The sequence below is a fragment of the Rhodococcus sp. IEGM 1302 genome, from assembly GCF_030056935.1.
In the GTDB taxonomy this organism is placed as follows: Bacteria; Actinomycetota; Actinomycetes; order Mycobacteriales; family Mycobacteriaceae; genus Rhodococcus_F; species Rhodococcus_F qingshengii.
This window is the reverse complement of sequence record NZ_JASHKY010000001.1, coordinates 506,558-533,447: the sequence shown is the minus strand read 5'-3', so window position 1 is coordinate 533,447 and position 26,890 is coordinate 506,558. Positions and strand designations below refer to the sequence as shown.

28 protein-coding genes are annotated in these 26,890 nt (G+C 62.7%); 15 read left to right on the top strand and 13 right to left on the bottom strand.

Translation table 11 applies throughout. The annotated features are described in order from the left end of the window. Positions 1–17: 17 nt before the first annotated feature. From QM609_RS02470 to QM609_RS02445, 6 genes are all read left to right on the top strand, one after another. Entirely contained in the window at positions 18–644 is a 627-nt protein-coding gene (locus QM609_RS02470) for an SMI1/KNR4 family protein (RefSeq protein WP_042446400.1), read from the top strand. After that, on the top strand, positions 641–1,741 hold the full coding sequence (gene galT / locus QM609_RS02465; protein WP_047269402.1) for a galactose-1-phosphate uridylyltransferase: 1,101 nt from the start codon (positions 641–643) through the stop codon (positions 1,739–1,741). The genes QM609_RS02470 and galT overlap by 4 nt, the downstream gene beginning before the upstream one ends. Beyond that, a complete protein-coding gene (galK, locus tag QM609_RS02460) occupies positions 1,741–2,871 on the top strand; it encodes a galactokinase (RefSeq protein ID WP_050656780.1) in 1,131 nt (376 codons plus the stop codon). Before galT ends, galK begins: the two co-directional genes overlap by 1 nt. A 119-nt stretch (positions 2,872–2,990) precedes the next feature. Beyond that, entirely contained in the window at positions 2,991–3,440 is a 450-nt protein-coding gene (locus tag QM609_RS02455) for an RrF2 family transcriptional regulator (RefSeq protein WP_003943059.1), read from the top strand. 31 nt (positions 3,441–3,471) lie between these two features. Beyond that, the gene (locus tag QM609_RS02450; RefSeq protein ID WP_064075004.1) at positions 3,472–4,665 is read left to right on the top strand and encodes a globin domain-containing protein; all 1,194 of its coding nucleotides are present in this window, start codon (positions 3,472–3,474) and stop codon (positions 4,663–4,665) included. A gap of 92 nt (positions 4,666–4,757) precedes the next feature. After that, on the top strand, positions 4,758–5,381 hold the full coding sequence (locus tag QM609_RS02445; RefSeq protein ID WP_042446415.1) for a LysE family translocator: 624 nt from the start codon (positions 4,758–4,760) through the stop codon (positions 5,379–5,381). A gap of 2 nt (positions 5,382–5,383) precedes the next feature. Here the strand turns inward: QM609_RS02445 and paaK are convergent, their stop codons facing one another. From paaK to QM609_RS02400, 9 genes are all read right to left on the bottom strand, one after another. Beyond that, positions 5,384–6,685, bottom strand: a complete 1,302-nt coding sequence (gene paaK / locus QM609_RS02440; RefSeq protein WP_050656782.1) for a phenylacetate--CoA ligase PaaK — start codon at positions 6,683–6,685, stop codon at positions 5,384–5,386. 41 nt (positions 6,686–6,726) lie between these two features. Next, the gene (gene paaE, locus QM609_RS02435; protein WP_050656783.1) at positions 6,727–7,806 is read right to left on the bottom strand and encodes a 1,2-phenylacetyl-CoA epoxidase subunit PaaE; all 1,080 of its coding nucleotides are present in this window, start codon (positions 7,804–7,806) and stop codon (positions 6,727–6,729) included. 4 nt (positions 7,807–7,810) lie between these two features. After that, entirely contained in the window at positions 7,811–8,269 is a 459-nt protein-coding gene (gene paaD / locus QM609_RS02430; RefSeq protein ID WP_047269445.1) for a 1,2-phenylacetyl-CoA epoxidase subunit PaaD, read from the bottom strand. Positions 8,270–8,334: 65 nt separating this feature from the next. Then, complete coding sequence (paaC, locus tag QM609_RS02425; protein WP_029256501.1) at positions 8,335–9,252, bottom strand: 1,2-phenylacetyl-CoA epoxidase subunit PaaC; 918 nt, start codon at positions 9,250–9,252, stop codon at positions 8,335–8,337. Positions 9,253–9,280: 28 nt separating this feature from the next. Next, positions 9,281–9,598 carry a 1,2-phenylacetyl-CoA epoxidase subunit PaaB gene (paaB, locus tag QM609_RS02420; RefSeq protein ID WP_007730622.1) on the bottom strand — a complete coding sequence of 106 codons (318 nt, stop codon included), beginning with the start codon at positions 9,596–9,598 and terminating at the stop codon, positions 9,281–9,283. Beyond that, complete coding sequence (gene paaA / locus QM609_RS02415) at positions 9,595–10,563, bottom strand: 1,2-phenylacetyl-CoA epoxidase subunit PaaA (RefSeq protein WP_050656784.1); 969 nt, start codon at positions 10,561–10,563, stop codon at positions 9,595–9,597. Before paaA ends, paaB begins: the two co-directional genes overlap by 4 nt. 92 nt (positions 10,564–10,655) lie before the next feature. Next, positions 10,656–11,441, bottom strand: a complete 786-nt coding sequence (locus QM609_RS02410) for an enoyl-CoA hydratase-related protein (RefSeq protein ID WP_050656785.1) — start codon at positions 11,439–11,441, stop codon at positions 10,656–10,658. 27 nt (positions 11,442–11,468) lie between these two features. Next, the gene (locus QM609_RS02405; protein ID WP_007730617.1) at positions 11,469–12,326 is read right to left on the bottom strand and encodes a 3-hydroxyacyl-CoA dehydrogenase family protein; all 858 of its coding nucleotides are present in this window, start codon (positions 12,324–12,326) and stop codon (positions 11,469–11,471) included. Beyond that, positions 12,323–13,051, bottom strand: a complete 729-nt coding sequence (locus tag QM609_RS02400; RefSeq protein WP_007730615.1) for an enoyl-CoA hydratase/isomerase family protein — start codon at positions 13,049–13,051, stop codon at positions 12,323–12,325. Before QM609_RS02400 ends, QM609_RS02405 begins: the two co-directional genes overlap by 4 nt. Positions 13,052–13,158: 107 nt before the next feature. Here QM609_RS02400 and QM609_RS02395 point away from each other — a divergent pair, with 107 nt between their 5' ends. The 4 genes from QM609_RS02395 (at position 13,159) to paaI (ending at position 16,654) form a co-directional block, all read left to right on the top strand. Continuing rightward, on the top strand, positions 13,159–13,770 hold the full coding sequence (locus QM609_RS02395) for a TetR/AcrR family transcriptional regulator (protein WP_007730612.1): 612 nt from the start codon (positions 13,159–13,161) through the stop codon (positions 13,768–13,770). An 88-nt stretch (positions 13,771–13,858) separates the two neighbouring features. Next, a complete protein-coding gene (paaZ, locus tag QM609_RS02390; RefSeq protein ID WP_030536074.1) occupies positions 13,859–15,901 on the top strand; it encodes a phenylacetic acid degradation bifunctional protein PaaZ in 2,043 nt (680 codons plus the stop codon). 6 nt (positions 15,902–15,907) lie between these two features. Beyond that, positions 15,908–16,219: an EthD family reductase gene (locus tag QM609_RS02385; protein ID WP_007730606.1), complete on the top strand. Its 312-nt coding sequence runs from the start codon at positions 15,908–15,910 to the stop codon at positions 16,217–16,219. A gap of 66 nt (positions 16,220–16,285) precedes the next feature. Then, complete coding sequence (gene paaI, locus QM609_RS02380; RefSeq protein ID WP_050656786.1) at positions 16,286–16,654, top strand: hydroxyphenylacetyl-CoA thioesterase PaaI; 369 nt, start codon at positions 16,286–16,288, stop codon at positions 16,652–16,654. A gap of 18 nt (positions 16,655–16,672) precedes the next feature. Here paaI and QM609_RS02375 read toward each other — a convergent pair whose 3' ends face one another. Both QM609_RS02375 and QM609_RS02370 read right to left on the bottom strand, forming a co-directional pair. Continuing rightward, complete coding sequence (locus QM609_RS02375) at positions 16,673–18,463, bottom strand: CocE/NonD family hydrolase (protein ID WP_042446428.1); 1,791 nt, start codon at positions 18,461–18,463, stop codon at positions 16,673–16,675. 81 nt (positions 18,464–18,544) lie between these two features. After that, positions 18,545–18,991, bottom strand: a complete 447-nt coding sequence (locus QM609_RS02370; protein ID WP_050656787.1) for a cupredoxin domain-containing protein — start codon at positions 18,989–18,991, stop codon at positions 18,545–18,547. A 272-nt stretch (positions 18,992–19,263) separates the two neighbouring features. On the opposite strand from QM609_RS02370, the gene QM609_RS02365 reads away from it, so the two are divergent. Beyond that, entirely contained in the window at positions 19,264–19,626 is a 363-nt protein-coding gene (locus tag QM609_RS02365; RefSeq protein WP_042446474.1) for a hypothetical protein, read from the top strand. Between the two features lie 7 nt (positions 19,627–19,633). Next, positions 19,634–20,773: a cation:proton antiporter gene (locus QM609_RS02360; protein WP_030536077.1), complete on the top strand. Its 1,140-nt coding sequence runs from the start codon at positions 19,634–19,636 to the stop codon at positions 20,771–20,773. On the opposite strand, the gene QM609_RS02355 is transcribed toward QM609_RS02360, so the two are convergent. Next, complete coding sequence (locus QM609_RS02355) at positions 20,757–21,518, bottom strand: DUF2127 domain-containing protein (RefSeq protein WP_003943067.1); 762 nt, start codon at positions 21,516–21,518, stop codon at positions 20,757–20,759. The two genes, QM609_RS02360 and QM609_RS02355, sit on opposite strands and share 17 nt — an antisense overlap. A gap of 75 nt (positions 21,519–21,593) precedes the next feature. Here QM609_RS02355 and QM609_RS02350 point away from each other — a divergent pair, with 75 nt between their 5' ends. The 3 genes from QM609_RS02350 to QM609_RS02340 all read left to right on the top strand — a co-directional run bounded on the left by QM609_RS02350 (position 21,594) and on the right by QM609_RS02340 (position 25,325). Then, positions 21,594–22,400, top strand: a complete 807-nt coding sequence (locus tag QM609_RS02350) for an alpha/beta fold hydrolase (RefSeq protein WP_003942939.1) — start codon at positions 21,594–21,596, stop codon at positions 22,398–22,400. A 118-nt stretch (positions 22,401–22,518) separates the two neighbouring features. Next, the gene (gene gabT, locus QM609_RS02345) at positions 22,519–23,892 is read left to right on the top strand and encodes a 4-aminobutyrate--2-oxoglutarate transaminase (protein ID WP_076948621.1); all 1,374 of its coding nucleotides are present in this window, start codon (positions 22,519–22,521) and stop codon (positions 23,890–23,892) included. Next, positions 23,889–25,325, top strand: a complete 1,437-nt coding sequence (locus QM609_RS02340) for an aldehyde dehydrogenase family protein (protein WP_076948622.1) — start codon at positions 23,889–23,891, stop codon at positions 25,323–25,325. Before gabT ends, QM609_RS02340 begins: the two co-directional genes overlap by 4 nt. On the opposite strand, the gene QM609_RS02335 is transcribed toward QM609_RS02340, so the two are convergent. After that, positions 25,301–26,833, bottom strand: a complete 1,533-nt coding sequence (locus tag QM609_RS02335; protein WP_228232284.1) for a PucR family transcriptional regulator — start codon at positions 26,831–26,833, stop codon at positions 25,301–25,303. The two genes, QM609_RS02340 and QM609_RS02335, sit on opposite strands and share 25 nt — an antisense overlap. Positions 26,834–26,890: the final 57 nt, after the last annotated feature.

Here is a 26,890-nt window from a genome sequence, read left to right as displayed (position 1 = left end):
GACGTATCGTAAAGCCCATGAGCGTTGCAAACGAATGGAGCCGAATCGAAGCGTGGTGCCGTACACACGCACCGGTGACGGCTGCAGCGTTTCAACCAGGACTCGGTGACGCCGTTATCGAGGAATTCGAAGCCTCGACCGGCGTCACGTGGCCCCAGGAACTTCGCGACCTGTATCGGGTCCACAACGGCAGCCTGACCCACGACGACCGGACCGGCCTCTTTCTCGGCAGCGTGCTCCCGGACAAATTCTTCTACCCCATCGACGTCGCAACAGAAGTTCGTCTCACTCTGCTCGAAACGTGGGATGAGACGATCTACGAGAATCCAGACCTCTACGCCGAGGACGAGATGGATCGACACGATCAACGCGACGCAGGCACTGCCGCAACCATGTTCATCCCCTCGTTCGTTCCCTTCGCCGGACTGGACGAGTACCACTACTTCGTGGACACCCGCAGCGGCGCACTCCACCATTGTGTGACCGAGTATGCCTCGGACGCCACTGACAACGGCGGTCCGATCTGGGCGTCCATCTCGGTAATGCTGGCCGCCCATGCCGTAGCGCTGGAAACAGGATCAACGATCGGAGTGTGGAAACCCGTTGTCAGCAAGGGTGTTCTGGAATGGGAAGTCGACGCATGACACCCAAGCAGGATCCGACCCGTCGCACCCTCGCCGACGGGCGTCAGATCTTCTACTTCGACGATGCCGGCAGTGCCCGCGCCCACTCTGCGCGAGATTCCCGCGAATTGCCGGCTCTCGACCACTCGTCTCGGATGAGATTCGACGTTCTCACCGGGGAGTGGATCACCATGGCTTCGCATCGCATGACACGGACACATCTCCCCTCCGCCGCCGAATGTCCATTGTGCCCGACCGACGAAACACGCACGCCCACAGAGATACCCGACGGAGACTACGACGTCGCGGTGTTCGAGAATCGGTTTCCGAGCTTTGCCGCGGCGCCCGAGGAAGACATTGACAGTCCCGGAGACGGTGCGGGCGATCGCCCAGCGGCCGGTCACTGCGAAGTGATGTGCTTCTCGAGCGATCACACGGCGTCCGTCGCCGAGCTTCCACTCGAACGCATGCGCACGATTGTGGGTGCCTGGATTTCTCGGACCGAAGAGTTGTCGGCGGATCCGCTTGTGGAACAAGTGTTCTGCTTCGAGAACCGCGGCGAAGAAATCGGGGTGACACTCACCCATCCACACGGACAGATCTACGCATACCCGTATGTCACGCCACGCACCCGATCGATGCTGACGCAGGCGCACAAACACTTCGAGCGCACCGGTCGCTCACTACTCGGCGATGTTCTGGCGTTCGAGCGCGAGGACAAGGCCCGGTTGATCTACGACGGAGATCACTGGAGCGCCTACGTCCCGACCGCCGCACGATGGCCCATCGAGATTCACCTGGCACCGCACCGAGACGTCCCGGACCTCCCCTCGCTGAACGACCAAGAGCGCGAGGAGCTTGCGGTCGTCTACCAAGATGTCCTACGCCGTATCGATCGCTTCTATCCGGGCGTCGACCGGGTACCGTACATCGCGGCTTGGCACCAAGCTCCCGTCCGCATCAACCGACCTCTGGGCCGACTGCATCTTCAGCTGTTCTCGATCTTGCGCGCACCGGGCAAACTCAAATACCTCGCCGGGTCCGAGTCCGCCATGGGCGCCTGGGTGAACGACACCGTTCCCGAGGCAGTCGCGGCCCGTCTACGGGAGTTGAAATAGTGGATACCGTCTCGAACAATTCTGTGCTCCAACAGTTTCACGCCACCTACGGCTATCCGGCAACCGGAGTGTGGGCGGCACCCGGTCGAGTCAACCTGATCGGTGAACACACGGACTACAACGGTGGATTGTGCCTACCGGTCGCTCTCGAGCAGCGAACACTGGTTGCCGTCGCACTGCGCAGCGACGGGGTCGTCCGCGTGCACAGTCGGCAATCCGCCGAGACGTACACCGGGCCCCTCGGCGACATCGCCGCAGGGTGGGCCGCCTACCCCACAGCCGTTCTGTGGTCTCTTGCGCGCAGAGGCCTCCCGATCGAAGGAATCGATCTTGCCGTCGACTCGTCGGTACCGGTCGGGGCCGGGCTATCGAGCTCCGCTGCCCTCACCTGTTCGGTTGCGTTGGCCGTCAACGAACTTCATGATTCACCTTTCGCCCGCGATGAGCTGGTACAGGTGTGCATCCAGGCCGAGAACGACGGCGTCGGCGCACCGACCGGAGGGATGGATCAAACCATTGCCCTCTTTGCTCAGCCCTCGACTGCGCTCCTGCTGGACTGCCAGGACGGATCCACCGAACCCATACCTTTCGAACTCCACGGTGCAGGGTACGAACTGATCGTCATCGACACCCGGGTCAAACACTCGCTCGCAGACGGACAGTACGGAATGCGGCGCTCTCAATGCGTCGCTGCAGCAGCAGCTCTCGGCGTCGGCAGCTTGCGAGAGGCTACAGCAGACCAGGCCGAGACAGTGCGAGACCCGATCCTCCGGGCGCGGGCACGGCACGTCGTGACCGAGATCGAGAGGACGCGGAAGACCGCAGAACTTCTGCGCAGCAGCAGATTCAGTGACGTCGGCGAGCTGTTCGACAACTCGCACGCCTCGTTGCGCGACGACTTCGAGGTCTCGTGCGATGAACTCGACGTCGCCGTTGCCGCAGCACGACGCGGCGGCGCGATCGGTGCGCGGATGACCGGCGGCGGATTCGGAGGCTCAGCCATCGCGCTGGTTCCGGAAGGAAGCGGAGCGGAGGTCATCGCATCGGTGAGCCGCGACTTTGCGGCGCGAGGTTGGCGAGCACCACACTTTCTCGGCGTCGTTGCCGGGGGTTCGGCCGCCCGTCTCTGAGCGAACGGCACGTTCAGCGCACTGGAGGTGCCGAACGTACCGTTCGCCCTGGTTGGGACACCTCGAGATCCCCCTCACATAAATAGTCATTTCAGATGCGAATTATGTAGGTTCAGATCATGCAACTGACGCAGTTCACCGATCTGGGATTGCGCGTCGTCATGCGGTTGGCAGTACTCGACGCGGATGCCTCCCCCAGTACCCGGGATGTTGCGCAGCAGCTCAACGTGTCGTACTCCCATGCCACCAAGGTGGTTACACGGCTCGGTGAGCTCGGCATCGTGACAACCAGGCGCGGCCGCGGCGGTGGGCTTTCCATCACCGAACTCGGCCGCACCGCCACCATCGGCTGGCTGGCCAGACGCCTCGAAGGCCCGGGTGAAGTCGTCGACTGCGAAGGCGACAAACCGTGCCCACTGCGCGGAGGTTGCCTCCTTCGAAGTGCGTTGCGCGAAGCACAGGAAGCGTTTTTCGTTTCACTCGACGCGGTCACGATCGAAGACGTCATCCGGCAGCCGTCCAAAACTGTCCTGCTACGCCTCACCACCCGGAGCGACGAAGCAGGCTGATCAATCGAATTTCGACCGAACGGAGCAGCTCATGCTTTCCCCACAGTCAACCGAGGTCATTCGCGCCACCCTTCCCGTGGTCGGCGCCGCCATCGGCGATATCACAACCCTGTTCTACCGCAAGATGTTCGACGCACATCCTGAACTCGAACGTGATTTGTTCAATCGCGGCAATCAGAAACAGGGCGAACAGCAGAAGGCTCTCGCCGGCGCCATCGCGGCATTCGCGACGCTTCAGCTCGAGCCGGACAGCGCCAAGGTCGATCTCATACTTTCACGTATCGCCCACAAGCATGCGTCGCTGGGAATCACTCCCGACCAGTACGCAATCGTGCACGAACACCTCTTTGCCGCGATCGTCGAAATACTCGGCGATGCAGTCACTCCCGACGTCGCGGCAGCCTGGGACGAGGTCTACTGGCTGATGGCGGAAACCCTCATCACGATGGAGCGTGGCCTCTACCAACTCGCCGGCGTCGACGCCGGTGACGTCTGGCGCACGGTAAGGATCAGCGAACGAGTTCTTCAGTCCGCCGACACCGTCTCACTGACGCTCACGTCGCTCGACGGTAGCGCACTCCCCACCTTCGCTCCCGGACAGTACCTTTCAGTCGGGGTTACGCTGCCCGACGGCGCCCGCCAGATCCGTCAATACAGCCTGTGTTCGATACCGAGCAGCGCAGACTGGCGGATCAGCGTCAAGCGAATCTCCGGAACTCCCGATGGCGAAGTGTCGAACTTCCTCTACAACAACGTATTCGAAGGTCAAGAACTCTCCGTCACCACACCTTTCGGCGATCTCACCATGCCGGACGACAACTCACCGCTCCTGCTCGCGTCGGCCGGAATCGGTTGCACACCGATGATCGGGATGCTCAATCATCTCGTGGACACCGGTGCTGACCGTTCGGTATCTGTCATCCATGCGGATCGATCCATTGCGGATCACGCGCACCGCGCAGAACTCAGCACACTCGTCGACCAGATTCCCGCCGCAACCCTGCACCGTTGGTACGAGGATCTCGGCACGCACGTTGCGTTCGGATCGGTTCACGAAGGACGGGCGGATTTGCAAGGTATTGCAGTGGAGCCCGATACCCAAGCCTTCCTTTGCGGGCCGATGCCGTTCATGTTGGCGATGCGCGCATCGTTGCTCGAAAGGGACGTCCCGGCACAGAATATCCACTACGAGGTCTTCGGGCCCGACAGCTGGGCCAACACCTGAGCGGACCACTGCCTGCGAACTGGACCTTGGCGCGCGACTGCAAACCCTTGTGTACTCGACGAAACATACGCATCGAGTAGTGGGAGACCGACATGATCACGTCAGCGTCGATGACGGGAGTCGCGCTGATCGCCCTGGCGATGGTTCTGACACCGGGCCCCAACATGATCTATCTGGTGTCCCGCAGCATCAGCCAGGGCCGCCGGGCGGGTTTGATCTCGCTCGGCGGAGTCGCAACCGGTTTCCTGGTCTACCTCGCCGCCACGTGTGCAGGGCTGACGGCGGTTCTCTTCGCCGTACCAACGGTGTTCACCGCGGTGAAAATCGGTGGTGCCCTGTACCTGGCCTATCTCGCCTGGTCGACACTCCGACCAGGTGGGAAGTCCGCCTTCGAGGTGGGCGAGGTCGACCGCCACGGTAGCGGCCGTCTGTTCGGGATGGGGTTGACCACCAATCTGCTCAATCCCAAGATTGCGCTGATGTACGCGGCCCTGATCCCCCAGTTCGTCGATCCCACTGCGGGTCCGGTCTGGCAACAGGCACTCGTACTCGGCGGCGTGCAGATCCTGGTCGCAGTCACCGTCAACGCGTTGATCGTGTGCTGTGCGGCAGCCGTGTCGACCTTCCTCATGGCGCGTCCGGTGTGGATGCGGGCTCAGAAATGGCTAGCTGGTGGCATTCTCGGAATCTTCGCCACCCGCATGGCCCTGGAGTAGTTTCAGTCCTTCGGACGTTGGTCGATCAGACGACGCGCTTTGCCGATCGAGCGTTCGAGTCCGCCGGGTTCGAGAACGCTCACCTCGACCGTGACACCGATCTTGTTCTTCACCAGCTTCTCCAACGCCGAAGACGCTGCCGCATGATCGGAAATTGCCGCGTCAGGGCGAGCCTCGACGCGCACTGTCAGAGTATCCATCCGGCCCGGACGCTCCAGCACACACTGGAATTGGGGTGCCAGGGCGGGGACGGTCAGGATCAGCTCTTCGATCTGTGTGGGGAACAGATTGACCCCACGCAGGATGATCATGTCGTCGGTCCGGCCGGTGACCTTCTGCATCCGACGCATCGAGCGCGCCGTACCGGGCAACAGACGGGTCAGGTCCCTGGTTCGGTAGCGAATGATGGGCAGCGCTTCCTTGGTGAGAGAGGTGAAAACCAGCTCACCTTCTTCACCGTCCGGCAGCACTTCGCCCGTGACCGGATCGATGATCTCCGGGTAGAAGTGGTCTTCCCAGATATGGAGCCCGTCTTTGGTTTCCACACATTCCATTGCCACACCCGGGCCCATGATCTCGGAGAGTCCGTAGATGTCGACCGCATGCATGTCGAGTTGCTGTTCCAGCTCGGTACGCATCTGTTCGGTCCACGGCTCCGCTCCGAAAACTCCCACCCTCAGTGAGGTCTTCGAGGGATCGATGCCTTTCTTGATCATCGCATCCACGATGGTCAACATGTACGACGGAGTCACCATGATGGCGTCGGGCTCGAAGTCCTCGATCAGTTGAATCTGCCGCTCGGTCATGCCACCGGACATGGGAATGACCGTGCAGCCCAAGCGCTCCGCACCGTAGTGTGCTCCCAACCCACCGGTGAACAGACCGTACCCGTAAGCCACGTGAACCTTGTCCGAAGACCGCACGCCGCCGGCCGAGAGACTGCGCGCGATGAGATCGGCCCAGTTGTTCAGGTCGTTGCTCGTGTACCCCACCACCGTCGGGCGACCGGTGGTCCCCGAAGACGCGTGAATTCGCGAGACCCGGTCCTGTGGCACCGCAAACATCTTGAACGGATAGTTCTCACGTAGATCCGCTTTGGTGGTGAAGGGAAACTTCGCGAGATCGCTCAGATCCTTCAAGTCGCTCGGGTGGACGCCGGCGTCGTCGAAAGCTTTGCGGTAGTGCGGAACATTGGTGTACGCGTGCATCAGGGACCATTGCATCCGCTCGAGTTGGAGCGTCGAAATGCGGTCCCGACTGGCAAATTCGATGTCTTGCGATGTAGCAGTGGCGAGTTCGGTCATGATTGTCTCCGGTGGGCTCAGTGAGGGCGCTGTGCGGGCGGTCAGGCGTCGAAATCGACTGTTATCTGTTCACCGACAGGGAAGGTCTGGCAGGTCAGTACGAAACCCGCGTCGACTTCGTAGTCTTCGAGTGCGTAGTTCCTGCGCATCTCGACGTCACCGCAGGTGACCTTGGCGCGACACGTTCCACAGACCCCGCCCTTGCACGCGAAGGGCAGATCCGATCGGTACTGTTCCGCTGCATCGAGAATCGACTGGTCTCGCGGAAGTGTCGCGGTGGTCGATCGACCGTCGAGAGTAATAGTCACCTCGCTGCTCGGTCCGACAATTCCGCGCTCACGATGCACTGCAACCGGCGGAGCGACGTCGTCGACGTAGAACAGCTCGTGATGGATGCGATCCTTGGCAATTCCCAAGCCGGCCAGTACTTCCTGGGCGTCGTTGACCATCCCGAACGGACCACACAACCAGAAGCCGTCGACCTGGTCGCACGGAACGAGAGAGGTGAAGATCTCGCGCAACCGGTCGGCGTCGAGACGGCCCGAGAACAACTCGACCTCGCGCGGCTCGCGAGAGAGGACATGAATAACGTCCAGGCGTGCACCGTACCGGTCCTTCAGGTCGGCGATTTCTTCGGCGAACATGACCGAACGGGTGCGCCTGTTCCCGTACAGCAGGGTGACATCGGCCTCGGGGTTCACCAGCAGTGTTGCAGCGATGGACAACATGGGCGTGATTCCGGAGCCCGCCGCGATCAGAACGTGCCGTCCACCCAATGCCGGATCGGCGACAAAATTGCCAGATGGGCCCAGGACGTCGATTCGATCCCCGGCCTTGACGTCTCGCACCAACCAGGAGGAGAAGAGTCCGTCTGCTACTTCGCGAACCCCCACACGTGGAGACGCCCCGACCGGTGCACAAATCGAGTAGGAGCGACGGTGTTCGACGCCGTCGATCATCCGCCGCAGTGTCAGTGACTGCCCGGCGCCGAAGTCGAATTGATCGGCGATATCGGCAGGCACGTCGAAGGTGACGGCAACTGCGTCGTCGCACAGTGATTCGACACCGGCGACCGTCAACGGGTGAAATGGTTTGTTCCGGTCCGTCGTTGCGGTACTCATCTGTTCAGATCTCCTTCACGTGATCGAACGGCTCGAGGCAGTCGAGGCAGCGATAGAGCGCTTTGCACAGGGTCGCACCGAATTCCGAACTCAGTCTGGTGTTTGCCGAACCGCACTGGGGGCACAGGATGTCGCGCGGCTTGGCCGTCAAGGTCAAGGCGATCGGGCCGGAGGTGCGACGCGGCGCGGCCCCCGGCACCGAGTACCCGGCCGTCCGAAGTTTCGCGAGCCCCTCTTCGCTGATCCAATCCGAACTCCAAGGCGGCGACAGTTGAGTCTTGATCTGGACGCTGCCGTACCCCGCGTCGGTCAGCTTGTGCTCGATGTCGTCTCGCATCGTCGCCATCGCCGGACACCCGGAATAGGTGGGAGTGATTGTCACACAGACCAAGTTCGCTTCGACGTCGACCGATCGGATGACGCCGAGATCGGCCAAGGTCAACAGTGGCATCTCCGGATCCATCACCGAGGCGACGATCTCCTGCGCCGAAGAGACAGTAGCGGAAGAGACGGTAGCGGCAGTCACGGTCACCACACCCCTTCCGGATGCTCCCGAGCGACGCTCTGCATTTCGGCGAGAAGTAGCCCCAGTGCCCCGGTGTGCAGTCCGGCACGCCCGCCGCGGCCGCCGACGAAACCGGAGAAACGCGAAGGGGGCTCTTCCATTTCGGCTGCATGGAGGACCTGGGCAAGAACAGCGTCGAACTCCGGCCGAACAGTACGCGGATCCACTCCGACGCCAACTTCTGCCAAAACGAGTTCGTCCTGGGTGGGAACAAAGAGTTCGTCCACGAACGGGAAGATCTCGAGCAGGGCCGCGGCAGTCCGACGCTTGGATTCTGCCGTGCCGGCGCCCAACGTGACAACCCATCTTGCCGCGTAGTCGCGGTGGTAGGTCAGTTCTTTGACGCCCTTGTTCGCCACGGCCGCGAGGACCGGGTCCCGCGATGTGCGGAGCCGATCGAACAGCGCCAGCCGCCAGGTCGAGAACACGAGTAGCCGAACGACCGTGTGCGCGAAGTCGCCGTTGGCGAGCTCCACCAGTCTCACGTTGCGGAAACCGAACTGATCACGAAAGAAGGCAAGCGCATCTTCAGCCGGCACCGGCGACGTGTCCGAGATGAACGGAACGACAGTGGAATCGGCTGCTGCCGCGCGAGCCAGCAGCAGCCTGGCCTGTCCGATCAGATCCAGACCGACATTCGCGAGAGCTACCTCTTCTTCGAGTTCCGGTGCCCGCGTCGACCATTCGGCGAGGCGCTGCGAACTGACGAGCGCGTCGTCGCCGAGCATGAGGCAGTAGCGCGCCAGCGCACCGAGATCGACGTCATCCGGCACCGTGGTGTCGACTCCGGCGAGGGGGTCGTCGAAGCTGGTTCCGAACGCCCACTGACCGTGGCCGTCGCCGTCGACCAGGCCGTCGTAGGCACTGTCGTGATCGTTCATCTGTTGGTCCTCGAAGTCGAAGTGATTCTCACATGTGCGGAACGGAGTCCGGGATGTCGTAGAAAGTCGGGTGCCGGTAGACCTTGTCGCCGCTCGGCGCGAAGAACGGATCCTTTTCTGCCGGACTCGAAGCCACGATGTTCGCTGACGGCACGACCCAGATGCTCACGCCTTCGTTACGTCTGGTGTAGACGTCGCGCGCGTGGCGTAGGGCCATCTGATCGTCTGCCGCGCGCAGGGATCCGACATGCACGTGGTTCAGTCCGCGCTTTCCCCTCAGAAATACCTCGTACAAAGGCCATTCGCCCCGCACCTGATCGCGCTGTACCTGATCGTTCTCGCTCATGATGTTTCCCCAGTCGTGCGATCGTGCGCGAGTCTCTCGCGCTGTGCAAAGGCGTACGCGGCCTCGCGAACCCAGACCCCGTTGTCGTGTGCGGCTTTCCGATTGGTGATCCGCTCGACGCTCGCCGCTCCGTTGCCGCGGACCACGTCCATGAATTCGCTCCAGTCCGGCTCGCCGAAATCGTGTGCGCCACGCTCGGGGTTCCAGCGCAGGTCGGGATCAGGGAAGGTCACACCGAGTATCTCGGCCTGCGGTATCGACATGTCCACGAATCGTTGCCGCAGTTCGTCGTTCGTGTGCCGCTTGATGCGCCACTTCATCGACTGCTCGGTGTTCGGCGATTCGTCGTCCGGCGGTCCGAACATCATCAGAGCGGGCCACCACCATCGGTCGACGGCTTCCTGCACCATTGCCCGTTGAGCTTCCGTGCCGCGCATCATCGTCGCCAACAGCTCGAAGCCTTGCCGCTGATGGAACGATTCCTCCTTGCACACACGGATCATCGCGCGCGCATACGGCCCGAAGGAGCTGCGGCACAGCGGAACCTGATTGCAGATAGCGGCTCCGTCGACCAGCCAGCCGATCACACCCACGTCGGCGTAGGTCAGTGTCGGGTAGTTGAAGATCGAGGAGTACTTCTGCTTTCCCTCGATCAGTTTGGTGGTCAGATCGCCACGATCGGCACCGAGCGTCTCGGCCGCGGAGTAGAGATACAGACCGTGCCCGGCTTCGTCCTGGACCTTCGCCATCAGGATCGCCTTGCGTCGCAACGAAGGCGCACGGGTGAGCCAGTTTCCCTCGGGCTGCATTCCGATGATTTCGGAGTGCGCATGCTGGGCAACCTGACGGATCAGAGTCTTGCGGTAGCCGTCCGGCATCCAGTCGCGAGGCTCGATGCGCTGGTCTGCCGCGATCGTCTCGTCGAACAGGTTCTGCAGGTCTTGTGGAGCTTCCACGTTGGTCATCGTACCTACCTTTTATTACCGAATGATCGGTTGGTAACTAGTATGCACCGAGGTGTCCCAGCACACAAGAGAATCTTTCGCCGCACCAGAAATCAGCGGCCCTCGAAAACCGGCTTCTGCTTCGACAGGAAAGCCGTGACTGCGCCTCGATGATCTGCCGTGGAACCCAGCTCCACCTGTGCGTTCGCCTCGGCCGCCAGCGTCCGGGAAAGCCCAGGAGCAACGGCACGGATCAGCGATTTCACGTGGGCGAAGGCCGCGGTGGGTCCGTCGGCAAGCCGACGCGCGAGTACCCGAGCCTCAGCTGCGACGTCCTCGTCGGCCACCACGCGATGAACCAAGCCCCACTCCAGCGCACTCTGCGCGTCGAACTTGTCGCCGAGCAACATCAGGCCACTGGCGCGGCTAGGTCCGAGCGCGTGCACGAGCGCATGACTGAGCCCGGAGTCACTGGCCAGACCGATGCCGGTGAATGCCGTCGCAAAGCTCGCGCGAGCCCCCACGACACGGATGTCTCCGGCCAACGCGATTCCCAACCCGGCCCCGACGCAGGCTCCGCCGATACCCACCACCACCGGGACAGAGAGCGTCGACAGCGCCGTGACGATGGGGTTGTAGTGCGCCTCGACGGTATCCATCGCGTGCGCCGGATCAGCATCCAACGCTGCGGCGTGCTCGCCCAGATCCTGACCGACGCAGAAGTTCTTGCCTTCGGCGAGAATCAACACCGCTCGAACCTCTGCGTCCGCGTGGACCTGCAGCAACGCTTCGAGCAGCTGAGACTTCATTTCGCCGTTGACGGCATTGGCGGCCTTGGGTCGGTCGAGAGTGATTGTCGCCAAACCTCGCTCGATCTCCAAGCGAATCACGTCAGTCATCGATGTTCCTTTCGCAGGCAGTTCGGTTCAGCTCCATGTGTGAAAACCCTGTCCCGTCTTGCGCCCCAACTCGCCGCGAGCCACCTTCTCTCGCAGCAGTGCTGGAGGTGCAAATCGATCACCGAGCGTGCTCGCGAGGTGTTCGGCGATCGCCAGGCGCACATCCAACCCGACCAGATCTGTCGAACGCAGCGGGCCCATCGGATGCCGATACCCCAATTCCATTGCTCGGTCGATCGATTCCGCGTCCGCCACACCCTCTTCGAGCATGCGGATGGCTTCGAGCCCGAGACCGACACCAAGCCGGCTGGTTGCAAAACCAGGTGAGTCGTTGACGAGCACCTCGGCTTTGCCGAGCATCGACACCCATGCTCGTACCGAGTCGACAACCTCGGGGCGGGTCTGAGGCGCCCGGACGATCTCGACCAACAGCGACGCCGGGACTGGATTGAAGAAGTGCATACCGATGAACCGGCCCGGATCCGTCAGCGCTGCGCCGAGTTCGGCGATCGACATGGAACTGGTGTTGCTGGCGATCACGGTGCTTTCTCCGGCAACGGTTTCCGCAGCGGCGAGCACCTCGACCTTGAGGGCCGCAATTTCCGGGACCGCCTCGACGATCAGGTCGAGCGACGGTGGCAACGAGGTCACTGCGTCCACGGTGCTCACGCGCGCCAGCACCGTCGCGGGGTCCTGGTCGTCGAGTTTCCCTCGCTCGTGAGCTCTGTCGAGGCCGGCGGAAACACGCTGCAACGCGGCCGCGGTGTCGCCACTCTCCGCGATGGTGACCGCCCCGCCGAGACTGGCGAACACCTGGGCGATACCCGCACCCATGCGTCCACCGCCGATGACTCCGACGGTCTTCGGTGCAACTGCTTCAGTCATGATTTCTTCTCCAGGAAGGCCGTCATGCGATCGCGCTTGTCCGAACTCTCGAACAGGACGGCCTGGGCGATGTCGTCGGCAAACGGATGCGATCCCGGCGCATCGACGATGATCTTGGTCAATCGCAGTGCCAGCGGGGACAGTCGGGAAATGCGGTCGAGCAGCCGATGCGCTGCGTCGACGTGGCAGTTCGGTTCGGTTACCTCGACAACCAGGCCCGCTCGTAGCGCCTGCTCGGCGTCGAGGTTCCTGGCACCGAGGAGCACCTGCTTCGCGATCGAGACGCCGACGAGCTTCGGCAATCGATAGCTGGCGCCGGCGGCTGCCATTATGCCGAGATTGGGCTCCGGATTCCCGAAGACCGCCGTCGTTGTCGCGATGCGAATGTCGCAGGCGTAGGTCAACTCTGCCCCACCGCCGAGCGCGTAGCCGCTCACGGCGGCCACGGTGGGAAGCGGGAGCTTTCCGATTCGGTCGAACAGCGTGCGGTTGATACCCGCGAACGCTTCCTCTCGTCCGCGCTCTCGGAGCTCCGCGATGTCAGCGCCGCCTGCGAAGTGGTCGCCGCGCCCCGCAAGCAGGAGCAGCTTCGGATCCCGTTCGAGGCGTCCACAAACCTGATGCAGTTCGTCGATCATTTCCGCGTTGATCGCATTGCGTTGCGCGGGCCTGTCGAGGGTGACCACGACGCGATCCTCGCGCTCGTCCACGTGCAGGGTGTTCACATTCGCTCCTTCTCGCTCTTCTCCATTAGTAACCGAACATTCGGTCGTTTGGCAAGGGTGAGAACGAGGATGGTGCACAGCTTTGCCCGAACTGAGAAGATGGGGACATGACTACGGCACGCCCCACTCGACGCACCGGCCTCCCCGGACGTCCCGGCTACGACCTCGATTCGCTCCTGGCCGTGGCCGTGAAGGTGTTCAACGACAAGGGCTACGACGGCGCCAGCATGGAGGTGCTCGCCAAGAAACTCGGCATCACGAAGTCCTCGATCTACCACCATGTGTCCGGAAAGTCAGAACTTCTCGAACTCGCCCTTTCGCGTGCACTCAACGCCCTGTTTGCGGTCACGACCGAAGAGGGCGCCACCACCGGTCCGTACATCGACCGGCTCGAATACCTGGTCCGGCGCAGCGTAGAGGTGCTGGTCGCAGAGCTTCCATACGTCACCCTGCTCCTGCGCGTCCGCGGCAACACGACGGTCGAGCGCGCCGCGCTAGCTCGTCGACGCGAATTCGACAACTTCGTCGGAGGTCTCGTCGCGTCCGCCGCAGCGGAGGGAGACTTGCGCCCGGACATCGAACCAGCCCTCGCCAGCAAGCTGATGTTCGGCACCGTCAACTCACTGATCGAGTGGTACAAACCCCGAGCGGGTGAGTCCGTCTCCGACATCGCCGACGCGGTCGTCGCCGTCACTTTCGACGGACTTCGCAAGGCCTGACTCCAGGCAGTTCTGCCGAATCCTTGACAACGCGGCGTTACCGGGCGATCGTAATTACCGACCGAACGTACGGTGAGATGGAGTTGTCGTGAGCAGACTGTTGGAAAGCTATGTGGCCGGTCAGTGGTACGCCGCACCGGACGCAGGTACCCCGTTGCCGAGCGCAGTGGACGGATCGGAGGTGGCCCGGATCTCCGCAACCGGCATCGACCTCGCCGAGATGGTTACGTACGCCCGCGAGGTCGGCGGGCCTGCACTGTCCGCGATGACCTTCCACGAACGTGCCGGCGCGCTCAAGGCTCTCGCCCTCACGTTGATGGCAGGAAAAGCCGAGTTCTACACACTCTCCACTGCCACCGGTGCGACGACGCGAGATTCCGGGGTGGACATCGACGGCGGATTCGGGACCCTGCTGAGCTACGCGAGCAAGGCTCGGCGCGAATTGCCCGACAGCACAGTCTTTCTGGACGGAAACGTCGAGCCTCTCGGCAAGGGCGGAACCTTCCTCGGGCAACACATCTATACATCACGTCGCGGCGTCGCCGTGCAGATCAACGCCTTCAATTTCCCGGTGTGGGGGTTCCTGGAGAAGCTGGCACCGGCATTCATCGCGGGGGTGCCGTCCATCGTCAAACCTGCCAGTTCCACGGCATATCTCACCGAACTCGTCTTCCGGCGCATCATCGAGTCAGGCTTGCTCCCAGAGGGTTCCGTCCAACTGCTCTCCGGTAGTGCACGCGGCCTCCTCGATCACCTCGGCGGGCAGGACTCAGTGGCATTCACCGGATCCGCCGACACCGCGGCAACGCTGCGTGCTCACCCGAACGTCGTCGGCAAGGGCGTCCATTTCAATGCCGAAGCCGATTCACTCAACGCGTCGATCCTCGGCGAGGACGCCGTACCAGGAACGCCCGAATTCGATTTGTACGTCAAACAACTCGTCACCGAGATGACGGTCAAGGCGGGCCAGAAGTGCACGGCGATCCGGCGCGCCCTGGTCCCGCTCTCGCTGGTCGACGCCGTTGTCGATGCCGCATCCGAGCGACTGAACAAAGTGGTCGTGGGACACCCCGATGCTGATGGCGTCACTATGGGAGCTCTCGCCAGCATCGAACAGCGTGACGAGGTCTTGAAATCCATTCGCGGTCTGACGAAGTCGGCAACTATCGTATTCGGAGACCCGGACAACGTCGACGTGGTCGGTGCCGACGGCCAGTCAGGAGCCTTCCTTTCCCCAGTCCTTCTCCGGGCGGAAGAGAATGCGCACGAGGTACACGAACTGGAGGCCTTCGGACCCGTCAGCACCGTCATCGGATACGACGGCATCGATCATGCGATCGAACTCGCGGCCCGTGGCGAGGGAAGCCTCGTCGCCTCGGTGGTCACTGCCGACACCGACATCGCACGTCGACTGGTGCTGGGTCTCGCAGCTTTTCACGGCAGAGTGCTCGTGCTGAACCGCGACGACGCCAAGGAATCCACCGGCCACGGCTCTCCCCTTCCAGTCCTCGTACACGGCGGTCCCGGCCGTGCCGGCGGCGGTGAGGAGCTGGGTGGCATCCGCGGAGTTCTGCACCACATGCAGCGGACCGCCGTACAGGGCACACCCGACGTCCTCACCGCAGTCGGCGAGCGCTGGTTCACCGGATCGCAGCGCACGACCGGATCCGAACATCCATTCCGAAAGAGTCTCGCCGAGTTGAAGATCGGTGACACTGTTGTCGGCGGTCCGCGCCAGGTCACACTCGCAGACATCGATCATTTTGCAGAGTTCACCGGTGACACCTTCTACGCTCACACCGATCCGGTGGCCGCTGCGGCGAATCCACTCTTCGGCGGCATCGTCGCGCACGGCTATCTTGTTGTCTCACTCGCTGCGGGCCTGTTCGTCGACCCGGCTCCCGGCCCGGTTCTCGCGAACTTCGGCGTGGACAGCCTCAGGTTCCTGACTCCGGTCAAAGCCGAAGACAGCCTGACGGTCACCCTCACAGCCAAGACCATCACACCTCGCAGCAGCGCCGACTACGGTGAGGTTCGTTGGGACGCCGTGGTGACGAACCAGGACAACGATCCGGTCGCGACATACGACGTCCTGACTCTGGTAGCCAAGACTCGCCCCGAAGGGAATTGAAAGCACATGACCTATCGAGTAGCAGTGTGTTACGGACGCCCCACCGATCCGGAGGCTTTCGACAAGTACTACAACGAGATCCACGTCCCGCTCGCCAGCGCAGTGCCAGGGCTCTCGGACTTCACGTTCAGCAAGTGCTCGACGCTGGACGGCTCCGATCCAGTCTTCTATGCCGTCGCCAACCTCGAGTTTCCCGATCTCGAGACTATGCAGAGCGGCCTGAAGTCCCCGGAGATGGGCGCCGCTGGAAAAGATGTCGCAAACTTTGCCACCGGCACGGTCGACATGTATGTCCAGGAAGTTGTCTCGGTCCTCTAGACCCCTGCAATTTCCCGATCACACAGGAGTTGTCTCGTGAGTACAGGAAGCATCACCGCCAGAGAGATGTTCGACGCGGACCAGGCATCGCAGGCACTCGGTATCGAGATTTCCGAGCTGGCGCCCGGTAGCGCAACCGTGACCGTCACCGTGGGCGAAACCATGGTGAACGGTCACGGAATCACACACGGCGGTTATGTTTTCCTGCTCGCGGACACCGCGTTTGCGCTCGCCTGCAACGGCTACGAGGATTCAGCCGTTGCAGTGCGCGCGGACATCAGATTTCTGCGTCCGACCCGTCTGGGCGACACCTTGACCGCGGTCGCCACCGAGAAGGCTCGAGGCGGCCGAAGTGGGATCTACGACGTGGCCGTTCGCAATGGCGACGCCGTCGTGGCCGAGTTCCGCGGCGACAGTCGAACCATCACCCGCTGAAATTCAGCCCACGGTGTATCAGCCCACGACGGGAAGTTCGAGGGGGCCGGAACCGTCGGCAAAGATCGTCACCGGCATACCTTGCAGTCCCCCACGGAAACTGATGTCGCCACCGGTGATCGCGAGACGCACGGAATGCCCTGGCTCGAATCGATGCACTATCGCCGGCATCGTCACCGGCACCGGCTGCGACGGATCACTGATGCGTATGGGTGCGATGAGTCCGTTGATCAGCGAGGAAGTTCCGTCCGGAGCCACGTCGTAGAGTTTCGCGAACACCACCGGCTGTCCGGGCGCCGCAACACGCAGCGTCACAGTGGGGGCTCCCACCACGTCCATCGCCTCGGTCATCGGCGCAGTGGTCCAGAGCGCCTCGGTTCCCGGAATCTGTGCATTCGGAATGTTTCCGGCCGGATTGATATTGAGTGGCTCTACGCCCGTCGGCAGCCCAGCCGGTGCGGTGACGATCGTCTTCGAACCCGGTATCACCGGCGTGCCGTCCGGTAGCAGTCCCCCGTCAGCGGACAGATGGAAGGCGCGAGCGGTCCCGACATCGACGGTGTCGGACGTCGCGTAGGCCGGTGCCGCGTTTCCCTCGTAGTCGATCCAGTTGCGGAAATACGCGAATTCCGGGCCGGTCTCCGTGTTCTCGTCCTTGAGGTAGTGATCGAACCAGTCCATGAAGCGACCGGTCTCGTACTGGGTATCCTCGTCGGGTGCGGAGAAGCTGAACTCGCCCGGCGCAGCGGCCAAGTGGCTGTGCCCCCACGAATGCCAGATCATCTTGGCATCGACGCCACGATCCTTCAGCGCGTCGTAAGTCGCGGTTGCCTCGTTCAGATCGAACAGGGTGTCCTGTTGCCCCTGAGCAAGCAGTACCGGAATGTTGATCCGGTCGACGAACGACGAGACCGACGACGCTCGGAGCTCACTCACTACTTGCGGTCCGATATCGCCGGTCACCACTGCCTCGGCGATCGCGTTGCACATGTAAGGGACGTAGTTCGGGCAGCCGGGTAGCCGTGCGGGATCTGCGATGTAACCGTCCACACCGGGATTCGCGATGCCCGCGCCGAAGAGCAGCGATGCAAAGAGCACCTTCGCTGCTCCCGGCTCCGCAGTCGACACTCCGGAGATGGTCCCGGTGCTGTTGGGCGCCAGAGAATACGAGAGATCGTTCCAGGTGATCATGGGGATGATGGTGTCGATGCGGGGATCGACACTCGCGGCGGCGAATTGAATGCCGCCGCCGTAAGAGCCACCCGTCATTCCGACCCGCGGGTCGTTCGTCGACGGTGCACCGGTGTGATCGACGGAGTCCTGAACGACCGTGGTGAGCGCCGGATAGGGCTGCGTCAGAGCCTGATCCGTGAAGGCAATCCCTTCTTGGCCGCCGAGGAAGCTGACCAACTGGGAAGCGGCGATACCGTCGTATGCGGGAGAGTCGAGTGTGATCTTGCAACTCGTGCCGCCGAAACCCAATCCCGAATACGTCAGTCCGACATACCCGTTCTCGGCGAAGTTCTGCAGGGCAGGAATCTGGTCCTTGTACGAACCGCCGAACCCGTTGGTGGTCAGGATCGCGGGAGCTGGGTTGTCAGCGTCGACGCCATCGGGAACAAAGAGTTCACCGACGACGGTGCACGGCGTCGAGAGTTCAGGCCCGACATCGACCGAGAAGTACAGCAGCTGTGACGAATACGAGCCGTTCGGTGAATCCGCGAGCGCCGGCGGCGAAAAGCCGAGGGCGCAAACCACGAGCGTGACGACACTGATCGCTGTTCTCCGGCGCACCTGAAAACCGTACACCCGGATCTGTTCTCCACCAGCTCAATCCGGCGCGTGCCGCCAACGTTTTCTCGCGAAAGTCACGCCAGACCGAGCCGAGCTCTACTTGACCGTCAAGGTGCCGTGCATGCTCGGGTGGTAGGTGCAGTGGAACGTGTACGTTCCAGGCTCGTTCGGCACCGTGATGGTTTCCGTCTCACCCGCTTCGATGTCCTCGTTGAACAACCCCGCGGTATCGGACGTGACCGAGTGCTCGACGGTGTCGTTGTTCTGAATGGTCAGTACCTGTCCGGGCATCACCGACTCCGGCGTCGAATATTCGAAACCGCTGATCACGATTCCCATCGACGACGCTCCCGGCGTCGACATAGCCAGAGGCATGCTCGGCATCGACATACTGGTCGGCATGCTGGTCATCGGCATACTGGTCATCCCCATGCCGTCGTGATCGGCCGAATCGTTGTCCGACGAATCGTTGTTGTCACTGCACGCGGTCAGTGCGAACACCGCCAGGATCAGCGCTGCGAGCACTGCGAGAATCCGCTTCATTGCTTCGCCTCCTGCTCGTTCCCCCGCAGTCTGCTGATTACCCGCCGCCTAGGGGGCCAAACAGCTCCGATGTGGTGCCTGCGGCGCTGATAGTGCACGATTTCTGCACCAGCTCCACTCGCGGACCGACACTGAAGGAAACAGCACAGATGGTCAAGAGCAAAACGTCGAAGGCAGCCCAGCCGAAGGCGTCGAAGGCAGCGCAGCCGAAGGCTCCCAAGACAGCAGAGCCGAAGGTAGCCGAGAAGGCTCCCGCCGTTCTCTGGAAGGACCTGCCGGACGAGCACGACTACCCGGCAGCCCGCGATTACCTCCAGTTGGGCGCGACGCCGGTTCAGGTCCAAGCTCTCGTGTACGCCCTCAAGACGGCGACGCTGGTCTCGAAGAAGGCCAAAGACATCCTGCGGGCTGCTGGGCTCCCTCTGCTTCCGGTCGACAACCCACACGTTGCTGCCGACCTGTTGAAGATCCGCAAGGGGATCGCGCTGTCGCCGATCCTGCTGGTGCAGGGAGACTTCCGCGCCGGAGTACCGGCGCAGATCGCCGACGGCTACCACCGTGTCTGTGCGAGCTACCACGTGGACGAGAACACCGCCATCCCCGCGAAGATCGCACCCTCGACAGTTAACTCGTAGGTCGTCGATGACCTTCGGCATCCTTGCCCTCGTCGCGCTGGCCGGCATTCTCGGCCCGCTGCTCGGCGCTCGCGTCAGCTGGCATGTCCCCGTGGTGGTCGGCGAACTTGCCGCGGGCGTCGTCTTCGGTGTCACCGGTTTCGGGCTGCTCGACTCTTCGGACCAGACTTTCACGTTTCTGGCCGATATCGGATTCGCGCTCACGATGATGGTGGCCGGCTCACACGTCCCGGTCCGCGATCCGGCAGTCCGTGCGGCAATCGGCAAGGGTGCCGTTCGCTCGGTTGTCGTCGGACTTCTGTCGGTTGTTGCCGGCTACGGTGCGGCGACGGCATTCGGCACCGGTCACGCCGCGCTGTACGCGGTCCTGATCGCGTCGTCGTCCGCGGCGTTGATTCTCCCCATCGTCGATTCGCTGGGGCTCGGTGGAACCTCGGTTCTGCAGATGACTGCCCAGGTCGCGATCGCGGACACCGTCTGCATTGTTGCGCTGCCTTTGGTGATCGATCCGGACAATGCCCCTCGTGCCGGTGTCGGCGCACTGGCTGTGGCGGCGTGTGCGGTTGCCTTGTTCTTCGTACTGCGAGCCTTCCACCGGTCCGGCCATTGGCGAAGGCTCCACAAATTCTCGGAGAAACGAAAGTTTGCACTCGAACTCCGGATCAATCTGGTGATCCTCTTTTCTCTGGCAGCGCTGGCGTCGAGCACTCACGTGTCGATCATGCTCGCGGGCTTCGCCTTCGGGCTCGTTCTTGCCGCGATCGGTGAACCCCGCCGCCTCGCCAAACAGCTCTTCGCCATCACCGACGGCTTCTTCGCTCCCCTCTTCTTCGTCTGGTTGGGAGCGGCGATCAATCTGCGCGACCTCGTCACCCATCCGTCCGCCATCTGGCTCGGATTGGTCTTGGGCGGAGCAACTCTCGTGGTTCACGCCGCGATACGCGCCCTCGGTCTCCCGCTCCCTCTCGGCGTGCTGTCCGCCGCACAACTGGGAGTACCGGTTGCCGCAGTTACGGTGGGCACTCAATTGGGGGTGATGGGCGACGGTGAACCCGCAGCCATCCTCCTCGCCGCCATGATCACGATCGGTGCAGCAACGCTGGCGGGTGCTGCCGCGTCGAAAGCTGGTCTCACGAAGCCTGCTTGACCGCGGCCCTCTCCACCGTCAGCAAGCTCTCCTCCGAATGTTCGGCGTGATACGCCGCGCCGCCGCCGCGGACACCGAAGAGTCGCTTGCTCCAGATCAGCCATACGACGGCAGCGATGTTCACCAGCAGCAACCCGGCCCTCAACCACGTGATCTTCTCGGTCAATTCGTAGATTTCGAGGGGCAGGAACAAGCTGGTCGCCACCACCGCGAAGTACTCGCCCCAGCGTTCGACCATCCACAGGCCGACTGCCTCGATCACTTGAAGGCCGGCGTAGACCAACAGCCCGACTGCGATCCAGGTGAGCGTCGTAGCGGACAACGAAAACGCCTGCTCGATGTGATGGACCAGTTTGGAATCGTCGATGTTCCAGCCCAATTGACGGGCAAGTGGCCTGATCAACGGCAATTCGTTCTCGAAGGCGTCCTCGGCGCGACCCTTCGACGATCTCAGTTCGAACACACCGATCGCCAGAAGAACCAAACCCAGAGCGCGGAACATTCTCTCGGTGGCGAGAAGTCGCATGATCAACCGGTCGCGAAGCAGCCTCCCCCGCGGAACCTCGGGGGCGGCGTCCGCCGGTCCCGATGCTCGGGGCGCTCCCGGGACGAAGTTGCCGCAACGTAGGCACCGCCACGCCTGACCCACCGCAGTATCCACATGTAGTCGATCCCGCAGCTCAGGTTCGTCCGGAGCGTAGGTCTCGTGACCGTGCCAACTGCACGAGCGCAATGCGAAGTCCACGGGTGAACTCTATGCCGCATATGCCCGGTAGCGTGGATACCCGCTGACCGTGCACTTCGAACGATGAGGATTCCGATGACAACCACCAAGATCGAAACCCGGCATGGCGTCATGGCAGTCGACGACAGTGCCACCGACGGTTTTCCGGTTGTCTTCATCCACGGGAACTCGGCCAGCCGCTCCATCTTCCGTCATCAGGTCGACGCCGACTGGGCCGGCGACTACCGCATGATCACTCTGGACCTACTCGGCCACGGCGACTCCGAGGACGCGAGCGATCCCGAAGCCGCATACACGCAGAACGGTTACGCCGACGCCATCGTCGATGTTCTGACCGAACTCGGCGTCGAAAGAGCCGTTGTCGTCGGCTGGTCGCTCGGCGGACACATCGCTCTCGAGTTGATCGCGAAATTCCCCGGGCTCACCGGAATCGTCATCACCGGTACGCCGCCGGCAAATCCCGAGACGCTCGGCGACGCCTTCAATGCCGGCGACGGATTGTCCATCGGCGGCACCGAGGTCATCACCGCGCAAGAAGCCGAACTCTACGCACGAATGACCGCCGTTCCCTTCGAGCAGGCTGCCCTCGACGCCGCGATACGCACGGACGGACGCGCTCGCAAGATCATGTTCGACGCATTCGGCGCCGGCCGCGAATCGGATCAGAAGGCTCTGGTTGCAACGGCGTCTGTGCCTCTCGCGGTGATCGACGGCGCCGAGGACCCGTTCGTGAACACGTCGTATGTCGCGTCGTTGACCTTCGCGAATCTCTGGGAGGGCACGTATCACGTGATTCCCGGTGTGGGGCATGCAGCGTTCTGGGAAGCCCCTGAGGTGTACAACCCACTGTTGCAACGATTCCTCGGCAGTTTCGCACAGTAACCTGCTGGACAACCTGCTGGACGCGGCGTCCTATGAGATAGAAGCCACTCGACAATCCGGCCATGTCCGGATTATTCATCGCCGTCCTACAGTTCGGAAAACGACTGGAGGCACTGCGATGACCATTCTCGAGCACGGCACGGAAACGTGTATCGGTGGACCGACCCTTCCCCAGATTCGACGCCTCGTCACCGAAGTGCCCGGCCCCAACTCGCGCGCTTTGGCAAAGCGCCGGAGCGCCGCACTGCCGGCCGGGCTGACCAGCGGATCCAGCATTTACGTTGCCGCAGCGGGCGGAGGAGTTGTCGTCGACGTCGACGACAACTCGTTCATCGACTTCGGCAGCGGCATCGCCGTGACCACCGTCGGAAACAGTGCGCCGCGCGTGGTCGAACGCACCACGCGCCAGCTCGGTCAGTTCACCCATACGTGTTTCCTCGCAAACCCCTACGAGGGGTACCTCGAGGTCTGCGAAGCGCTCAACCGCCTGACCCCGGGAGATCACGAGAAGCGAACAGCGCTGTTCAACACCGGCAGCGAAGCGCTCGAGAACGCCGTGAAATACGCACGTGCCGCCACCGGTCGCCCGGCAGTTGTCGTCTTCGACCACGCATTCCACGGTCGCACGTTGATGACCATGACGATGACAGCCAAGAACCAGCCGTACAAGGCCACATTCGGCCCGTTCGCACCAGAGGTCTACCGGGTTCCGATGGCATACCCCTACCGTTGGCCGAGCGGCCCCGAAAACGCGGCCGACGAAGCATTCGCCCAGTTCCGTCTTGCGATCGACACTCAGATCGGCGCCGAATCGGTAGCCGCTGTGGTCGTGGAACCGATTCAGGGTGAGGGCGGTTTCATCGTTCCCGCTCCGGGATTCCTGAAGCGAATCTCGGAATTCTGCCGTGAGCGCGGCATTCTCGTCGTCGCGGACGAGGTCCAGACCGGTATCGCACGAACCGGATCCTGGTTCGCCAGCGAGAGTGAGGACTTCGTCCCCGACATCATCACAACCGCAAAAGGTCTCGCCGGCGGAATGCCACTCGCCGCCGTGACCGGCCGTGCCGACGTCATGGACGCCGCGCATCCCGGTGGTATCGGCGGTACGTACAGCGGCAATCCCGTTGCCTGCGAGGCCGCCCTGGCAGTTTTCGAGACGATCGAGATGGAAGGGCTCCTCGACCGCGCCAAGGACATCGGCGACATTCTGACCACAGGTTTGTCCGAAATCGCTTCGGACACAGACATAATCGGCGACATTCGTGGACGCGGCGCCATGATTGCAATCGAACTCGTCCACGACGAGGACAAGGCTCCGAATCGCGAGGCCGTCGCCCAGATCGTCAGCTACGCCCACGCGCACGGTCTCCTTCTGCTCACCGCCGGCACCTATGGAAACGTCGTCCGTTTCCTCCCACCGCTGAGCATCTCCGACGAGTTGCTGACCGAAGGACTCGGTATTCTTCGCGACGCTGTGGCCGCAGTCCGATGAGCGTCGCAGTGCGCAGCTTGATCGGCGGAGCTTGGGTCACGGGCAGCGACGGCACACTGACGGACACCAACCCGGCCCGTCCCGACGAGGTTGTCGCCACCGGAGGCCGCGCCGGTGCCTCCGAAATGGCGACCGGTGTTCGCGTCGCCCGCATCGCCGCGAACGACTGGGCCCGCCTGCCGATGTCCGCACGCGGCGCATACCTCACTCGTGCAGCGGAAATCATCGAATCCAACGCTGAGGCCTGGGGCGAAGAACTCACCCGCGAAGAAGGGAAAACGCTGGCCGAGGGTATCGGAGAGGTGCGCCGCGCAGCGCAGATTCTGCGTTACTACGGCAACGCCGCCGACCGCGAGACCGGAACGGTGTATTCCTCCCCACGTAGCAGCGAGCAGATTCTCGTCACTCGCAAACCTCTCGGCGTGGTAGGCGTCGTCACGCCGTTCAACTTCCCGATCGCGATCCCGGCATGGAAGATTGCGCCTGCCTTGGTGTACGGAAACACCGTCGTCTGGAAACCGGCTGCCGCGGTGCCCCTTCTGGCCTTCCGTCTCGCGCAGGCACTGACCGAAGCGGGCCTACCCGACGGAGTCCTGAACATGATCCTCGCCGACAGCGCGGCCGGTGAAGCGCTGGTCGATCACCCGGACCTCGACGCCGTCACCTTCACCGGTTCCACCGGCGTCGGCCGAAAGATCGCGGGATCTGCTGCGGCGCGCGGAGTTCCGGTACAGGCGGAAATGGGTGGAAAGAACGCAGCCGTCGTACTTGCCGACGCAGATCTCGAGCTTGCGGTCGAGCAGGTCATGCTGGGTGCATTCCGGTCAACCGGCCAGAAATGCACGGCCACTTCACGTCTGGTGCTCCATGAATCCATCGCCGAGGAATTCCTGGCCAGGCTGACCGTTGAAGTCAAGCAACTGAGAGTCGGAGATCCACTCGATCCCGACGTCACGACAGGTCCCGTGGTCAGCGCATACGCGCAGCAGTCGATCATCGACGGGATCAATCGAGCCGTCGACGGCGGCGCCAGGGTTGTGGCCACCGCCGAAGCGCCGCAGTCGGGCTACTACGTCCAACCGACAGTGCTGGAACTACCGTCGAGCACCGAACTGTGGTTCGAGGAACTCTTCGGCCCGGTACTGGCGGTGCAGCGGGCAGCAACAACCGCAGACGCATTCCGCTTGGCGAACGAGGGCGAATTCGGTTTGTCCGCAGCATTGTTCACGCAAGACCTGACCAGTGCACTGGCCGGTATCGACGATCTGGACGTGGGGATCCTGCACGTGAATTCGGAATCGGCGGGCGCTGATCCCCACGTACCTTTCGGCGGCGCGAAGAGGAGTGGATACGGACCCAAGGAACAAGGCGACGCGGCGCGAGAGTTCTTCACTCACACCACCACCGTCTATCTCAGGGGCGGCCGAGCGTGATCTGAATTCGATTCCGCCTGCAGCAGTTCACGAGCTTTGAGTGCGATCCACAACTCGGACCGGGTGTGGGCGGAATCGAGATCTCTCCCGATCAACTCGGCAGCCTTGTCCATGCGGTTACGCAGCGTGTGCCGGTGAACACCCAATTGCGCTGCAGCGGATTCCCATTGACCATTGTGGTGCAGGAACGCTTCGATCGAGTCCACCAGACGGGAACCGTTCTCGGCGTCGTAGCCTTCCAGCACACCGAGACCGCTGGCCGCGATCGACTGCAGAACATCGCTCGACTGCACACTCAACAAGAGACTGAAAGTCCCGAGTTCCGAGAACGGAACGAGTGTGTGTCCTTCGACCTGCCCCACTTTGGCAGCAGAGACGGCCTCGCGCAGACTGGCCGCAACACCGCTAATCGGCCGGACGCCACCGATTCCACCGTTGATACTCCGGCGTGAATTCTCCCGTACTCTCGCATACACACTGCGCGTGACCTTCTCCGCAACTTCACTTTTCACGACGAACCACACACCGGTTCCGTCAGTCAGCGGGGCCAACAGGTACGGCACCGACTCTTCTTCCAGGGCCGCTGAAGTGATGTCGGTGGCCGCAAGCAAAGGTCCGACATCGGTCAAGGCGGTTGCCACCACCGTGGTTTCGGATTCGAATCCGAAGTACCGCAACAGACTTTCGTCGACGTCACCGCCGGCCTGGCGCACCATCGTCGTAACGGCCAACCTCAGCCGCTGTTCGGCATCGACAACCCGCAACGGCTTGGCAAGCTCGATGGTCAACAGCGACACCGTGTGGCCCACCAACAATCGCTCGGACTGATCCAAGGCGGCCTCGGACGCCACGGCCAGCGTGCCGCTCACAGCAAGGCGGTGAATGGCCAGGTGACCGTCGTCGTCCACCACGATCCGGCTGCGCTCCTTACCTGATCGCTCCCTGATGCGTTCGGGCAGAGACGAACTCGTACCTTCCGTCAGAGCCAGCACCGCGCCGTCCCGATCGAGAACACAGACTGCTGCGTGAACGGCTCGACCCAGGGCAGTGATCAGAGCCGGCACCCCGTCGAGCAGGGCACGCGCCAACTTCTCCTGCGCGTCGACCACCGCCTGCACCGTTCGTATCTGGTCGGCGGTCAGTTCGTCGATCACGGCCCGCGAAATGGCGATGAACGGCGTCTCCTTGGCGACGGAAAGCACGGCAAAACCCAGTTCGTCGCCGGCCCTGATGATCGCGTCCGGCACCCTCTCGTGCACGGTGCCGGTGTCGAACGCCAGTGCCACCGCACCGGTCTGCGCGATGCGCTCGACGTACTCGTATTGCTTTGTCGCCGAACGCGGTAGATGCAGCCCCGTCGTCATGACAAGCTCTCCACCGGCGAGCCAACGGGTCGGATCCTGCAATTCGATTGCGTGCGCCCAGCTGATCGACAGATCCACGTCGTCGTGACCGGCAACGATCGTGAGGCCGAGCGAGGTGGTGGCCGCCAGGCGCCGGACAGTCATCGGCATTACCGGAACCTCCAAGGGCAGTGAATAGAAAGGCAGTGGATAAATGGGCAG